Source organism: Micromonospora sp. Mcm103 (genome assembly GCF_024519755.1).
Classification (GTDB): Bacteria; Actinomycetota; Actinomycetes; order Mycobacteriales; family Micromonosporaceae; genus Micromonospora; species Micromonospora aurantiaca.
On the sequence record NZ_JALJRJ010000016.1, the window covers coordinates 24,378 to 39,625 of the forward strand.

Annotated in this window: 11 protein-coding genes; 8 read left to right on the top strand and 3 right to left on the bottom strand. The window is 73.4% G+C overall.

Annotated features, from left to right (window positions below):
• Positions 1-20: 20 nt before the first annotated feature.
• Positions 21-1,826 (bottom strand): SpoIIE family protein phosphatase, encoded by a 1,806-nt coding sequence (locus tag OC439_RS19795; RefSeq protein ID WP_262014712.1) that lies wholly within the window; start codon positions 1,824-1,826, stop codon positions 21-23.
• Positions 1,827-1,969: 143 nt separating this feature from the next.
• Here OC439_RS19795 and OC439_RS19800 point away from each other — a divergent pair, with 143 nt between their 5' ends.
• Entirely contained in the window at positions 1,970-2,896 is a 927-nt protein-coding gene (locus OC439_RS19800) for a 2-hydroxyacid dehydrogenase (protein ID WP_262014713.1), read from the top strand.
• Positions 2,897-2,904: 8 nt separating this feature from the next.
• On the opposite strand, the gene OC439_RS19805 is transcribed toward OC439_RS19800, so the two are convergent.
• Positions 2,905-3,288, bottom strand: coding sequence for a PH domain-containing protein (locus OC439_RS19805; protein ID WP_262014714.1), 384 nt, complete (start codon positions 3,286-3,288; stop codon positions 2,905-2,907).
• Positions 3,289-3,722: 434 nt separating this feature from the next.
• Here OC439_RS19805 and OC439_RS19810 point away from each other — a divergent pair, with 434 nt between their 5' ends.
• Positions 3,723-6,065, top strand: a complete 2,343-nt coding sequence (locus OC439_RS19810; protein WP_262014715.1) for a GGDEF domain-containing protein — start codon at positions 3,723-3,725, stop codon at positions 6,063-6,065.
• Positions 6,066-6,076: 11 nt separating this feature from the next.
• On the opposite strand, the gene OC439_RS19815 is transcribed toward OC439_RS19810, so the two are convergent.
• Complete coding sequence (locus tag OC439_RS19815) at positions 6,077-7,102, bottom strand: LacI family DNA-binding transcriptional regulator (protein WP_262014716.1); 1,026 nt, start codon at positions 7,100-7,102, stop codon at positions 6,077-6,079.
• A 339-nt stretch (positions 7,103-7,441) separates the two neighbouring features.
• Between OC439_RS19815 and OC439_RS19820 the strand changes: the two genes are divergently transcribed.
• From OC439_RS19820 to OC439_RS19845, 6 genes are all read left to right on the top strand, one after another.
• Positions 7,442-8,725 carry an ABC transporter substrate-binding protein gene (locus OC439_RS19820; protein WP_262014717.1) on the top strand — a complete coding sequence of 428 codons (1,284 nt, stop codon included), beginning with the start codon at positions 7,442-7,444 and terminating at the stop codon, positions 8,723-8,725.
• A 70-nt stretch (positions 8,726-8,795) separates the two neighbouring features.
• Complete coding sequence (locus OC439_RS19825) at positions 8,796-9,809, top strand: carbohydrate ABC transporter permease (protein WP_262014718.1); 1,014 nt, start codon at positions 8,796-8,798, stop codon at positions 9,807-9,809.
• Positions 9,806-10,666 carry a carbohydrate ABC transporter permease gene (locus tag OC439_RS19830; protein ID WP_262014719.1) on the top strand — a complete coding sequence of 287 codons (861 nt, stop codon included), beginning with the start codon at positions 9,806-9,808 and terminating at the stop codon, positions 10,664-10,666. Before OC439_RS19825 ends, OC439_RS19830 begins: the two co-directional genes overlap by 4 nt.
• Entirely contained in the window at positions 10,663-13,110 is a 2,448-nt protein-coding gene (locus OC439_RS19835; RefSeq protein ID WP_262014720.1) for a glycoside hydrolase family 2 protein, read from the top strand. Before OC439_RS19830 ends, OC439_RS19835 begins: the two co-directional genes overlap by 4 nt.
• A 77-nt stretch (positions 13,111-13,187) precedes the next feature.
• Positions 13,188-13,526, top strand: a complete 339-nt coding sequence (locus tag OC439_RS19840; RefSeq protein ID WP_013284484.1) for an ArsR/SmtB family transcription factor — start codon at positions 13,188-13,190, stop codon at positions 13,524-13,526.
• Complete coding sequence (locus tag OC439_RS19845) at positions 13,523-15,214, top strand: SulP family inorganic anion transporter (protein WP_262014721.1); 1,692 nt, start codon at positions 13,523-13,525, stop codon at positions 15,212-15,214. Before OC439_RS19840 ends, OC439_RS19845 begins: the two co-directional genes overlap by 4 nt.
• The last annotated feature ends 34 nt before the right edge of the window (positions 15,215-15,248 follow it).

Consider the following 15,248-nt stretch of genomic DNA (forward strand, 5'->3'; position numbering starts at 1 on the left):
CCGTTCGGGGGAGGGCCGGTTCAGCCGGCCCGCAGCGCGAGCATGGCGACGTCGTCCTCGCGCCGGTGCGCGGCGGCGAGCAGCCGGTCGCAGAGCAGGTCCAGCGGTACGCCCGGTCCGCCGGCCCGGAGGTGGGCGAGCAACTCGGCCTGGCCCTCGTCGATCGGCTGGTCCCGGCGCTCGATCAGCCCGTCGGTGTGCAGCAGCAGCGTGTCGCCCGGTGCCAGGGTCAGCGTCCGGCCGGTACGCCGGGGCGGCCGGGCCAGCCCGAGCAGCGGTCCGCGGCCGTCCGCCACCGAGACCGTGCCGTCGGCGCGGACCAGCAGCGGCGGCGGATGCCCCGCGTTGCACCAGGAGACCGTCAGCCCGCCGGCGGCCGGACGGACCCGGGCCAGCACGGCGGTCGCCACGGTGGGCACCCGCAGCCCGCCCATGGCCCGGTCCAGGTGGGCCACCAGATCCTCCACCGGGTCGTTACGCCCGTACGCGTTGCCACGCACCAGGTTGCGCAACTGGCCCATGGTGGCCGCCGCCTCGATGTCGTGCCCGGCGACGTCGCCGATCGCGGCGATCAACTCGCCGTCGGGCTGGACGAACGCGTCGTACCAGTCGCCGCCCACCTCCACCCGGTCGGCGGCCGGCAGGTAGCGGGCGGCCAGCTCGATCCCCGGCACGGCCGGCAGGGTCGGCAGCATGCTGTGCTGGAGCACCTCGGCGACGTGGCGCTGCTCGCCGTAGAGGCGGCTGTTGCCGACCGCCTGTCCGGCGCGTACCCCGATGTCCTGCGCGGTGCGCAGGTCGCTCGGGTCGAAACCGCGCCGCCCCGGACGGTTGACCAGCGTGACCGCCCCGATCACCCGGTCCCCGGCGGCGGTGATCGGCACGGTCAGGTGGGAACCGATGCCGAGCCGCTCGGCGAGCGGCACCAGCTCCGGGCGTGTCGTGCCGCGCGCCAGGTCGTCCAGGCCGGCCACGGCCCGCACCACCGGCCGCCCGGTACGCAGCACCGACCGGATCTGCGACTCCGCGCTGAGGCCTGTGGTCAGCAACTCGGCGAAGCGGGCCAGGTCGGCCTCACGCTCGGCGTCCCGGTGCACGCCGGTGACGGTGCGCGGCCGGCCCGCCGGGTCGACGAGCGTGATCAGGCACCAGTCGGCGAGCAGCGGCACCATCGCGTGCCCGAGCCGGTCCACAGCGGTGGCCACGTCGAGCGTGCCGCCGAGCATCTCGCTCATCCCGGCCAGCATGGCGAGCCGGTCGTGTGCCTCCTCCGTGCGGCGGCGGGCCTGCTCGGCGCCCCGGACCGCGATGCGCAACCGCAGCTCCGAGGAGCACGCGGCGGCCAGGTCGGCGAGCGTCCGCAACTGCTCCTTCGTCCAGGCCCGGGGCTTGCTGTCGATCGCGCAGAGCGAGCCGAGCACCCGCCCCTCCAGGTCGGTCAGCGGCATGCCCGCGTACGCCACCACGCCCAGATCCTCGATCGCCAGGTTGAGGCGTACGCGCGGGTAGAGGCGGGCGTCGGGCAGCACCAGCGGCCTCTCGATGTCGACGACGTGCTGGCAGAACGAGTGGGTCAGCGGCGTCTCCCGGCGGGCCGCCCACGGCTCCGGCAGCCCGGTCGCGCCGGGGAAGAACTGACGGTCCGCGTCCACCAGGGAGACGAGCGCGACGGGTACGTCCAGCAGGTCGCCGACCAGCCGCGCGAACCTGTCGAACGACTCGTCGGGTACGGCGTCGAGCCGCGTCTCGTCGAGTGAGCGCAACCGGTCGGGATCGGCGAGCGCCGGAATCGGCACGGACACCCGTCCCCGGCCGTCCTCGCTCATCGCCACCGCCCTCAGCAAGCGGAACACCCGACCGGCATCCCGTTCTCGGTTATACCCCGCCGGACCGCCACTCCATTCCCGGCGCGGTGTTCGTCACGGGTCACGCCGCGCCGGCCGGTCCGGGGCCGATATCGTCGGCGGTCGTGAAGGTATGGATCCCGCACCCCGAAGGCCGCCGGCTGCTCGGCGAGCCGCCGCCCGGCGTCACCGTGGAGGTGCTGGACGACCCGCACCGGCTCCCGTCGTCCCCGGCCGGGGTGCGGTTCTGGGTGCCGCCGTTCCTGTCCGGCCCGGACGCCGGCGCGCTCCTCGCCGAGCTGCCCGACGTCGAGGTGGTGCAACTGCTCTCCGCCGGAGCGGACGCCTGGGTGGGACGGATGCCCGGCGGCGTGACCCTCTGCGACGCCCGGGGCGTGCACGACTCGCCCACCGCCGAGTGGGTGGTCGCCGCGATCCTCGCCTCGCTGCGCGGGTTCGCGCCGCTGGCGCGGGCGCAGGCGCGGCGCGAGTGGGCGTACGACGAGGTGGCGCCCACCGACGAGCTGGCCGGCAAGCGGGTGCTCATCGTCGGCGCCGGCTCGATCGGCACCGCGGTCCGCGACCGGCTCGTCCCGTTCGAGGTGAGCTTCACGCTCGTGGCCCGTACGCCGCGCCCCGACCAGGGCGTGCACGGGGTCGACGAGCTGCCCGCGCTGCTGCCGGAGGCGGACGTGGTGGTGCTCCTGGTGCCGCTGACCGAGCAGACCCGGGGCATGGTCGACGAACGTTTCCTCGCCGCGATGCCGGACGGCGCGCTGCTCGTCAACGCCGCCCGCGGGCCGGTGGCCCGTACCTCGGCGCTGGTGGCCGAGCTGACCTCGGGCCGTCTGCGCGCCGCGATGGACGTCACCGACCCGGAACCGCTGCCCGCCGACCATCCCCTGTGGGAACTGCCGAACGTGCTGCTCACCCCGCACGTCGCCGGCTCGGTACGCGGGCTGCTGCCCCGCGCGTACCGCCTGGTGGGCGAGCAGTTGCGCCGGTACGTGGCAGGCGAGGAGCTGACGAACCGGGTGGTCGACGGCTACTGATCGCCGGCTTACTGATCGCCGTCGGCGTCCGGTAGTTCCTGCCCGGTGACGGCGATCAGCCGGGACAGTTCGGTGGCGCGTACCGCCGGCAGCATCACCACCTCGCCGTCGTCGAGCCGGGCCATCGCCCGGCCGCGGGAATCACCGGCGAGTTCGGCGACCCGGTTCCACGGCACCCGGCGCTGCCCGACGAGCGCCCGCAGCCGCAGCTCCCGGGCGTCGGCGTCGGTGCCGGCCCGCCACGCCCAGACCGCGACGGCGAGCGGTACGAGCAGCACCCAGAGCAGCCACCAGCGGGCGGAGGCCAGGGGCAGCGCGCCGATGAAGGCGACGATCGCGGCGACCAGGATGGCCTGGTTGTGACGGAAACGGACGGTATCGGCGCGGCTCACCTCCCGATGATCCCACCCGGCCGGTCCCCGCCACCCCGCGGGCGTCCCCACCCCCCGGTCAAGCGACCCGCCCTCGGCCTGGCCGCTGGAGATCTTGGAGGCGTTGGGCCCCTCCGCGGGCCGTTTCCTTCCAAGATCTCGGGCGGAGGGGGCGACGCGCGACCCGACGCGTCGATCTCGAGGGTGATCCGATCCAAGAAGACCGTTGATGTGACGGATGTCACTGGCTGGGTGACGTCACCGGGCGCTTCCGGGATCGTTTCTAGGCGTGGCCGCAGCGGTCCCCGCCGATGCGTTCCCGTACCGCCCCGACCCCGCACGTCGTACCGCGTACCGCAACCGCACCGCCCCCGTGCCCCCTCACGAAGGCGACCGCCGTGCCCGTCCCCCCTCCCGCCGTTCCCCGTCGGCGATCAGTCCTGCCTGATGTCGCCGTGTCGCTCACCGGCACGGCCTCTGTCCTCGCCGGCGTCGCCGGTGCCCTGCCCGGCCCCGCTGCCGCCGCGCTCGCCGTCGCGGGAGGCTTCGCCCTCGCCTGCGTCCGGCTCGCCTGGCTGGCCGGAGCCGCCACACCGCCCGACCGTCCCGCACTGCCCGACCATCCGGCACCGACCGGCCATTCCGAATCGACCGACCGTCCCGCGCCGACCGGCCACCGCGCGCCGACAGGCCGGCCCGCGCCGGCAGACGGGGCTCGGGGCCTCGCTGTGCCGCACGGCGCGACGGCGCTCGGCCCGAGGACCGGGCGGCGGGCTCGCCGGGCGGCCCTGTCCCGCCGGGTCGCCGCCATCCTGGACGGTGCCGTCCTGGTCGCCGGGCTCACCGTCGCGGTGCTGCCGCTGAGCGACGCCGCGCACCGGCTGCCGATCGCGCTGGCCGGGCTGTGCCTCGCCGGGGCACTGCACGTGACGGCGCTGCTGCGCCTGCCCGGCCGATCCCGGCTGTCCGGCCCGGAGCTGGTGCGCCGTACCGTCGACGTGCTCGCGCTCGGCGTGAGCCTGGTCTTCGCGGGCTGGACGCTGCTGCCGGGCGGCCCGGTCCCGGCCGTCGCCGCAATGGTGGCGGCGGGCGGCGCGGTGGTGCTCGCCGTGCTCGCGGTGGCCGCCGTCGCCGAACGCCGGCGCCGGCCCGGTGCCGCGCGCTGCCACGCCGGTTCCGCGCTGACGCTCGGCGGGCTGACGCTACTGGTGGTGCTGCTGGTCTACGGTGCGCCGGACCGGGCGCTGCCGCTCGTCGCGGCGCCGCTGGTGGCGGGGGCGCTGCTCACCGCCGCCGGCGCCCGGCGTACCTCCGGGGGTGAACGACCGGGCCGGGACGTGGCGCCTGCCGCGTGGCCGCGCCTCACCGCGCCGGCCGGGATCGCCGCGCTGGCCGCCGGGATCCACCTGATGACGGCGGGGGAGTTCAGCACCGCCGCGATGGCCCTGGGTCTGGCCGTCGTTCCGCCGATCATGGCGGGTGAGCTGCTCGCCGCCGCCGACCAGCGTCGCCGCGTGCAACGGCTCGCGGCTCGCGAGGCGTGGTTGCGGCGCCGGCTCGGACCGGACGCCCGGGCGGCCGAGCCCGTGCCGCTGACGCGCGCCGAACTGGTCCGGGCGATGGCGGAACGCAGTGGCGGCGCGCTGCTCGTCGTCGACCTGCACGGTACGGGTGGCGCGGTGCCGGAGGGACCGATGCTGACCGAGGCCGCACGCCGGTTGCGAGCGGGCGCCGAGACGCAGGATCTGGTCGCCCGGCTCGGCGACACCGAGTACGCGGTGCTCACCGACCGCGGGCCGGTGCTCGCGTACGCGCTCGGTCTGCGGCTGCTCGCGGCGCTGGCCGAGCCGTACCCCCGGCCCGGAGGTCTCGCCCGGTTGAGGGTGAGCGTCGGGCTGGCCGAGACCAGCGGCGGCGATCCGGAGGACGTGCTGCGCCAGGCGGACCTGGCCCGCCGCCGGGCGGTGCAGCTCGGCCGGGACCGGGTCGAGTGGTACGACGCCTACCTGGAGGAGCAGCTGGTCCGCCGCCTGGATCTGGAGCGGGAGCTGCCCGGCGCGGTGGCGCGCGGTGAGCTGGACCTGGTCTACCAGCCGGTGGTGGCGCTCGCCGACCGGATGCCCGTGGGCACCGAGGCGTTGCTGCGCTGGCGCAGCCCGGCGCTGGGCACCGTGCTGCCGGCCGAGCTGCTGCCGGTGGCGGCCGACCTCGACCTGACCGGCGAGATCGGGCGGTGGGTGCTGGACCGGGCCTGCCGCCAGCTCGCCGCGTGGTCGGAGGGCGGCCGCGATCTGTGGATGGCGGTGAACGTGACGCCGCGCGAGCTGGCCGCACCGGACTTCGTGGCGCGTACCGCTACCGCGCTGGCCGCGTACGACGTGGTGCCGGAACGGCTGGTGGTGGAGGTGGCCGAGCCGGTGGTGGGCGCGGAGCCGTCCACAGTGGTGGCCCGGCTGGCCGGTCTGCGGTCGATCGGCGTGCGGATCGCGCTGGACGACTTCCGGGCCGAGCACGCCTCGCTCGCGCAGCTCCGCCGGCTGCCGATCGACCTGCTCAAGGTGGGCCCGCACCTGGTCGGCCCGGGCGGGGACGGGCAGCGTCCGCTGATCGACGTGGTGGCGAACCTGGCCGACCGGCTCGGCGTGGAGCTGGTGGTCGAGGAACTGGAGTCGGAGGCCCAGGTGGCGGGCGCGCGGCGGGCCGGCTGCCGGTACGGTCAGGGCTTCGCGCTGGCCCGGCCGGCGACCGCCGAACGGGTCGAGGCGTGGTTCGAGGAGTACCCGTCCACCGCGCGGTGAGCTGAACCGGTTCAGCGGTTCGTCGTACGCGGTGGGGCGGTGCTGCCGCGCGGCGTCAGATGCGCGGTCTCGTCCTGCACGACGGCGGCCGGCTCGCCCGCGATCACGGCCAGGAGCTGGCGGGCGGCGTGCGCGCCGTACGCCGGGATGTCCCGGCCCAGCGCGGTGAGCGGCGGGTGCACCAGCCGGCAGAGCGGCGAGTCGTCCCAGGCCACGATGGACAGGTCGCCCGGCACGGTGAGGCCCATCTCCTGGGCCACCGAGAGCCCGGCGATCGCCATCACGTCGTTGTCGTAGATCACCGCGGTGGGGCGGCCGGCGGAGCTGAGCAGCCGCCGGGTGGCCCGCGCGCCCTCCTCGCCGGTGTAGTCGGACCAGACGGTGGTCGCCTCGTCCAGCCCGAGCCGCCGGCACACGCCGGTGAACGCCTCGGTGCGGATCTCGGTGTGCAGCAGCGACTGCAGCCCGCCGACCCGGGCGATGCGCCGGTGGCCGAGCGCGACCAGATACTCCACGGTTTCGACGAGGGCCGCCGCGTCGTCGGCCCAGACGCTCGCCAGGCCCCCGGTGTGCCCGGGTCCGCCGATCACCACCGCCGGCAGTTGCAGTTCCTCCAGCGCCGGCACGCGCCGGTCGTCGGTGCGCAGGTCGCAGACGAGCACGCCGTCCACCCGGCGTTCGGCCCACCACCGCCGGTAGACGGCGATCTCGGCCTCCTGGTCGCTGACTACCTGGAGCGTGAGCGCGTACGAGCGGGCCGACAGTTCGGCCTCGACGCCGCTGATCAGCTCCATGAAGAACGGCTCGATGCCGAGTATCCGGGCGGGGCGGCACAGCGCCAGCCCGACCGCCTTGGCGGTGGCGCCGGACAACGCGCGGGCGGCGCTGCTCGGGCGGAACCCGATCTCGGCGGCGATGGCGAGGATCCGCTGCCGGGTCGCCTCGGAGACACCGGGCTGGCCGTTCAGGGCGTACGACACCGCGCCCTTGGAGACCCCGGCGCGCCGGGCGACGTCGGCGATGGTCGGCCGCTTCACCGAAGCGTTCCTCCACTGTGTCCGGCCCTCGCGGGCGCTTCCGGTCGCCGGATCACCGGCGTCTGGTGACGCTACTGCACGCGCTGCCGGGCCCGGGTGCCGCCGGCGGCGCCGGTGGACCGCATCCGGCGGCAGTCGCTTGTGCGGTTCAGCTTAGAGCGCGGACCCGCCGACGACCGCCCGGAGCGTGGTCGTGAGCGGCGGCGAGGTTACCGGACCGGCACCTCGGTAACCGACCGTTGACAGTCATGAATGAGGACCGTACGGTGGCGTCACTTATCCGGTTCAGTCAACGTCTCTCGATATTCGGGAGCGTTCCCATACGGCGCGGAGGATGAGATGAGACGGTCCTGGACGCACCTGGCGCGGGTGGCCGCCGTCGGTGCCGTCAGCCTGGTCATGATCGCCGCCTGCAGCGGCAGGAGCACCACCGGCGGCTCGGACTCGGCCGGTGGTCAGGTCACGCTGAAAATCAACTTCTGGGGCGACTTCGGGCTTCAGGATCTGAAGGCCAAGTACGAGGCCGAGCACCCGAACGTCAAGATCCAGCTCAACTCGGGCGAGTACAACGCCCAGCACGAGGACCTGCAGAAGAAGCTCGTCGCCGGCAACGGCGCGCCCGACATCGCGGCGATCGACGAGGGCTTCATGGTCCAGTTCCGCAGCCAGTCCGACAAGTTCGTCAACCTGCTCGACAAGGGTGCCGGCTCGTACGAGAGCAAGTACCTGCCCTGGAAGTGGAAGCAGTCGCTGTCGGCGGACGGCAAGACGCAGATCGGCCTCGGCACCGACGTCGGCGGCCTGGCCATGTGCTACCGCACCGACCTGTTCAAGGCCGCCGGCCTGCCCACCGAACGCGACCAGGTGTCAGCGCTCTGGCCCACCTGGGACAGGTTCATCGAGGTCGGCCAGCAGTACACCGCCAAGACGAAGAAGAAGTTCATCGACGCCGGCACCAACCTGTTCAACCCGATCCTCGGCCAGCAGCCGGTCGGGTTCTACGACGAGCAGGACCAGCTCCGGATGGAGCAGGGCCCGAAGGTCGCGTTCGACTACACGGTCAAGGCGGTCGGCGCCGGGCTGTCGGCCAACCTGGTCAGCTTCCAGGCCGACTGGGACAAGGGCTTCACCAGCGGTGCGTTCGCGGTGCTCGCCTGCCCGGCCTGGATGCTCGGCCACATCAAGGACACCGCACCGGGCACCGAGGGCAAGTGGGACATCGCCGCGGTACCGGGTGGCGGCGGCAACTGGGGTGGCTCCTTCCTGACGCTGCCCAAGCAGGGCAAGAACGTCGACGAGGCGTACAAGCTGCTGACCTGGCTGGTCGCGCCGGAGCAGCAGATCGAGATCTTCAAGAAGGTCGGCAACCTGCCGTCGCAGCCGGCGCTCTACAGCGACCCGGCGATCGCCGACTTCAAGAACCCGTTCTTCAACGACGCCCCGGTCGGCCAGATCTTCCCGAAGATGGCGCAGGGCCTCACCCCGCAGTACCTGGGCCGCAAGAACGGCCCGACCCGGGTGGCGGTCGAGAACGTCATCCGGCGGGTGGAGAACAAGTCGCTCAAGTCCGACGCCGCCTGGAACGAGGCGGTCAAGGAGGCCGAGAAGGCCGCCAAGTCCTGACGTGTCACAGGTGACGGGGCGGCCCGGTCCGCCCCGTCACCGTCCGATCTCCCGGCTCTGGAGTGAACAGATGTCCAGCACCCGTGCCGCGCCCGCGCCACCAGGCCGTCCACCCGCGCGCAAGCCCGGCCGTACCGGCGCCGGCGACCGGCGGATGAGCTGGCGCGACCGGCTGTACCGCTTCGACATGCGCTACATGCCGTACCTGATGATCGCGCCGTTCTTCCTGCTCTTCCTCGTGTTCGGGCTGTTCCCGCTGCTGTTCAACGCGGTCGTGTCGCTGCGCAACTACCGCCTCGACGACCCGACGCTGCCGTACTGGGCGGGCACCGAGAACTTCAGCCGCCTGTTCGCCGACGAGGACTTCTGGAACGCCCTGGCAAACACGTTCGGCATCTTCCTGCTCTCCACCGTGCCGCAACTGCTGCTCGCGCTGCTCGTCGCGTCGCTGCTCAACCGCAGGCTGCGGGCGCAGACGTGGTGGCGGGTGGGCGTGCTGCTGCCGTACGTGACACCGATCGTGGCCTCGACGATGGTGTTCAGCGTCTTCTTCTCCCGCGACTTCGGCATGGCGAACTGGGCGCTGGGCCTGCTCGGCATCGGCGGCCCGGAGGACCCGATCGACTGGCGGGCGGACAAGCTGCACGCCTGGATCGCCATCGCCACCATGGTCAACTGGAAGTGGATCGGCTACAACGCGCTGCTCTACCTGGCCGCCATGCAGTCCATTCCGCGCGACGTCTACGAGGCCGCGGCGATCGACGGCGCCGGCCCGTGGAAGCAGCTCTGGCGGATCACCGTGCCGATGATCCAGCCGGTGGTCCTGTTCACCGTCATCCTGTCCACCATCGGCGGGTTGCAGCTGTTCACCGAGCCGATGTTGTTCGACCCGAACGCGCAGGCCGCGACCGGCGGGCCGGACGGGGAGTGGCAGACCATCGCCCAGCTCATCTACAAGGTCGGCTGGAAGGACCTCAACCTCGGGTACGCGGCCGCCATGTCGTGGGCGCTGTTCCTGATCATCCTGATCGTGGCCGGCGTCAACTACCTGCTGACCAACCGACTCTCCGGAGGCCGCCGGTGACGACGCGACGCGTGGTGGCCCGGGCGCCACAGGACACCCCGGCCGGGCTCTGGACCTACCTGCTGCTCGCGGTGAGCATGCTGTTCGCCGCGTTCCCGCTCTACTGGATGTTCGTCATCGCCACCAGCGACGACGAGGCGCTGGCGAAGCTGCCACCCGCTGTGGTCCCCGGCGACCGCTTCCTCACGAACGTCGACGAGGTCTTCTCCCTCCAGGACGTCTACTTCGCCGCGTCACTGGTCAACAGCGTCATCGTCTCCGCCGTCGTGACCGCCTCGGTGCTGTTCTTCTGCTCGCTGGCCGGCTTCGCGTTCGCCAAGCTGCGCTTCAAAGGCAGCCGCGCGCTGATGCTGTTCGTGGTGCTCACCCTGACCGTGCCCAACCAGCTCGGCATCGTCGCGCTCTACATCGTGATGGGCAAGCTCGGCTGGAACGGCACGCTGCTCGCCGTCATCGCGCCCGGCCTGGTCACCGCGTTCGGCGTGTTCTACATGCGGCAGTTCATCGTGAACACCGTCCCGGACGAGCTGATCGAGTCGGCCCGGGTCGACGGCGCCACGACCATGCGGGTGTACGCGACGATCGTGCTCCCGGCGATCCGCCCGGCGCTGGCGGTGCTCGGCCTGCTCACGTTCGTGGCGACCTGGAACGACTTCCAGTGGCCGCTGATCACGCTCAGCGGCACCGACTACCCGACGTCGATGGTGGCGGTCTCCGACCTCGCAAGCGGCAACTACGTGATCTACCGGCGGGTGCTCGCTGGTGCGTTCATCGCCACCGTCCCCCTGCTGGTCATGCTGTTCATCGGTGGACGTCAGATCGTCCGCGGAATCATGGAAGGCGCGGTGAAGTCGTGAGCCGTCGAACGCTGCTGCACGAGGGATGGACGCTGCGGGCCGAGCCCGGTCCGGCGGTGCCGCCGGAGATCGCCGGGACGGCCGTGCCGGCCACGGTCCCGGGTTGCGTGCACACCGACCTGCTGGCGGCGGGCCTCATCCCCGACCCGTACCTGGACGACAACGAGAACCGCCTCACCTGGATCGGCCGCACCGACTGGGTCTACGAGACCACGTTCGCCGGGCGACCCGGTGACGACGACCGGGTCGACCTGGTCTGCGCCGGGCTCGACACCGTCGCCACCGTGACGCTCAACGGCGTCGAGGTCGGCCGCACCGAGAACCAGCACCGCTCGTACCGCTTCGACGTCCGCGCGCTGCTGCGCCCGGACGGCAACACCCTGGCCGTACGCTTCGCCTCCCCGTACCGGTATGCCGAGGCGCACCGGGACCGGCTCGGCGATCGGCCCAACGCGTACCCGGAGCCGTTCCACTTCATCCGCAAGACCGCCTGCAACTTCGGCTGGGACTGGGGGCCGACGCTCGTCACCGCCGGCATCTGGCGCGACATCGGCCTGCACACCTGGTCCACCGCCCGGCTCGCGTCGGTCCGGCCGCTCGTGACGGTGGCCGACGGAGTCGGCCGGGTCGAGCTGCACGTGCAGGTCGAGCGGGCCGGCGACGAGCCGCTGACCGTCCGCGCCGCCGTCGCCGGGGTCAGCGGCGAGGTCGCCGTACCGGCGGGGGAGCGGACCGCCGTCGTGACGCTCACCGTCGCGGACCCCGCGCTGTGGTGGCCGATCGGGTACGGCGACCAGCCGCGCTACGACCTCGACGTCACCCTGCACGGCGCCGACGGCCGGGAGCTGGACGCCGCCGCCCGGCGGATCGGGTTCCGCTCGGTCCGGCTCGACACCACACCCGACGCGCACGGCACCCCGTTCACGCTGCACGTCAACGACGTGCCGGTGTTCGTCAAGGGCGTCAACTGGATCCCCGACGACGCGTTCGGAAACCGGGTCACCCGGGAGCGCCTGGCGCATCGGTTCGGCCAAGCGGCCGGCGCAAACGTCAACCTGCTGCGCGTCTGGGGCGGCGGCCGGTACGAGTCGGACGACTTCTACGACCTCGCCGACGAGATCGGGTTGCTGGTGCAGCAGGACTTCCTGTTCGCCTGCGCGGCGTACCCGGAGGAGGAGCCGTTCCGCACCGAGGTCGAGGCGGAGGCGCGCGAGCAGGTGACCCGCCTCGCCGGGCACCCGTCGCTGGTGCTCTGGACCGGCAACAACGAGAACATCTGGGGCTGGCACGACTGGGACTGGCAGGAGCCCCTGGACGGGCGTACCTGGGGGCGCGGCTACTACCTTGACCTGCTGCCGGGGATCGTCGGCGAGCTGGACCCGACGGTCCCGTACTGGCCGGGGAGCCCCTGGTCCGGCAGCGAGGACGTGCATCCCAACGACCCGGCGCACGGCACCACGCACATCTGGGACGTGTGGAACACCGACGACTACACGCGCTACCGGGAGTACGTGCCCCGGTTCGTGGCCGAGTTCGGCTACCAGGCGCCGCCCGCGTACGCGACGCTGCGCCGGTCCCTCTCCGACGATCCGCTCGCGCACGACTCGCCGGGCATGGCACACCATCAGAAGGCCGCGGACGGGGACGGCAAGCTCCGGCGCGGGCTCGACGCCCACCTGCCGCCACCCGCCGACTTCGACGACTGGCACTACCTCACCCAGCTCAACCAGGCCCGCGCCATCCAGCTCGGCGTCGAGCACTTCCGCTCGCACCGGCCGGTCTGTACCGGCACCGTCGTGTGGCAGCTGAACGACTGCTGGCCGGTCACGTCGTGGTCGGCGATCGACGGCGACGGCCGCCGCAAACCCCTCTGGTACGCGCTGCGCCGCGCCTACGCCGACCGGCTGCTGACGGTGCAGCCGCGCGACGGCGGGCTGGCGCTGGTGGCGGTGAACGAGACCGCCCAGTCGTGGAGCGGGCCGGCCACCGTCACCCGGCTGGCCCTCACCGGGGAGCCGAGGGCGAAGACCTCGGTCGACCTCGACGTCCCGGCGTACTCCTCGGTCGTGGTGGAACTCCCGGCGGAGCTGGCGCGGCCGGACGACGGCCGCGCGGAACTGCTCGTCGCGGACGCCGGGGACGCCGCGGAGCGCGCGCTGTGGTTCTTCGCCGAGGACCGCGACGTGCGGTGGCCGGCGGCGCAGTGGGACGCGACCGCCGAGCCGGTCGACGGCGGCCGGCGGATCAGGGTGACCGCCCGGACCGTGCTGCGCGACCTGACGCTGTTCCCGGATCGCCTCGATCCGGCCGCGCAGGTGGACCGGGCCCTGGTGACGCTGCTGCCGGGGGAGAGCGCGACGTTCACCGTGTACGCGCCGGGCCCGCTCGACGCCGACGCGCTCACCCGCCGCCCGGTGCTGCGCTGCGTCAACGACCTCGTCTGAGGGGTCACACCCCATCTCCGTCGATTTGAAGATTTCTGCAAGTGCTAAAGTCTTCAGAGTCGTCGGAGGGGTGAGTCATGTCGGTGCCGCTGTACCAGGCCAAGGCGGAGCTGTTCCGCACCCTCGGGCACCCGGTGCGCATCCGGGTGCTCGAACTGCTCCAGGACGGGCCGAAGCCGGTACGCGACCTGCTGGCCGCCATCGACGTGGAGGCGTCGAACCTCTCCCAGCAGCTCGCCGTGCTGCGCCGCGCCGGCATGGTCACCTCGTACCGGGACGGCCCGCTGGTCATGTACGCGCTCAGCACCCCCGACGTGGCCGACCTGCTCGCCGCCGGACGACGCATCCTCGGCGCGGTCCTCACCGACCGGGACGCGCTGCTGGACGAGCTGCGGGCCTCCGGGACGGACCGGTGAGTGCGGCGGCCCTTCGCGCCGGTGACGCCGTCCGGCAGGCGGGCCGGCTGTTCCGCGGGCTGCTGCCCGGCCGGGCCGACTGGGCGGCAGCGCGCCGCTCACCCCGGCGCGACCTGCTCGCCGGGCTCACCGTCGCCGTGGTGGCGCTGCCCCTGGCGCTCGCCTTCGGCGTCACCTCCGGGCTCGGCGCGCAGGCCGGCCTGGTCACCGCCGTCGTCGCCGGAGCCGTCGCGGCGGTCTTCGGCGGCTCCAACCTCCAGGTCTCCGGTCCCACCGGGGCCATGACTGTGGTGCTGGTGCCCGTGGTGCAGCAGTTCGGCGCCGGTGGCGTGCTGATGGTCGGCGCGCTGGCCGGGCTGATCCTGATCGCGCTCGCAGTGGCCCGCCTCGGCCGGTACGTCCGCTACCTGCCGTCCCCGGTGATCGAGGGCTTCACCGCCGGCATCGCCGTGGTCATCGCGCTGCAACAGGTGCCGGCCGCGCTCGGCGTCACCGGCGCGCACGGCGAGAAGGTGTGGGCGGTCGCAGCCGACGCGGTCGCCCGGTTCGCCGCGCAGCCCCGGCCCGCCGCGATCGCTGTGGCGCTCGGTGTGGCGGCGCTGATGCTGCTCGGCGGCCGGTGGCGGCCCGCCGTGCCGTTCTCCCTGGTCGGAGTGGCCGCTGCGACGCTGCTCGCCGAGCTGACCCCGATCGAGCTGGCCCGGATCGGCGAGCTGCCGCAGGGGCTGCCCGCGCCGTCGCTGGACTTCGTGGACCTCGGTGCGCTGGGCGTACTGCTGCCGAGCGCCCTCGCCGTGGCCGCGCTCGCCGCCCTGGAGAGCCTGCTCTCCGCCACGGTGGCCGACGGCATGACGGTCGGCGAGCGGCACGACCCGGACCGGGAACTGTTCGGCCAGGGCCTGGCCAACCTCGCCTCCCCGGTCTTCGGCGGCATCCCGGCGACCGCCGCCATCGCCCGTACCGCGGTGAACGTCCGCGCCGGGGCGTCCTCGAAGCTCGCCGCGCTCACCCATGCGGTGGCCCTCGCCGCGATCGTGCTCGCCGCGGCCCCGCTCGTCGGCCGCATCCCGCTGGCCGCCCTGGCCGGGGTGCTGCTCGCCACCACGGTACGGATGGTGGAGGCGGCCTCCCTGCTCGCGCTGATGCGGGCCACCCGCGCCGACGCGGTGGTGCTGGTGCTGACGTTCGCCGTCACTGTCATCTGGGACCTGGTGACCGCGGTGGTCGTCGGGCTCGCCGTCGCGGCGGTCCTGGCGCTGCGCGCGGTGGCCCGCAGCGCCAAGCTGGAACAGGTGCCGCTGGACACCGGCGAGCACAGCGCCGAGGAGCACGCGCTGCTCGCCGAGCACATCGTCGCGTACCGGCTGGACGGGCCGCTGTTCTTCGCCGCCGCGCACACCTTCCTGCTGGAACTGGCCGAGGTGGCCGACGTGCGGGTGGTGATCCTGCGCATGTCCCGCGTCTCCACCGTCGACGCGACGGGCGCGCAGGTGCTCGGCGACGCCATCGCCCGGTTGCGCGCCCGGGGGATCACGGTGCTGCTCTCCGGCATCACGCCGGGCCACGACCAGGTGCTCAGCACGCTCGGCGTCGCCGACGAGCTGCGCCGCGAGGGCCTGGTGTTCGCGGACACCCCGGCCGCCATCGCGTACGCCCGGGGTGTCGCCCTCGCCGCGAGCCCGGCCTAGGCTGCGGTCCCTTCGAGTGCCGCCCGCGCCGTGA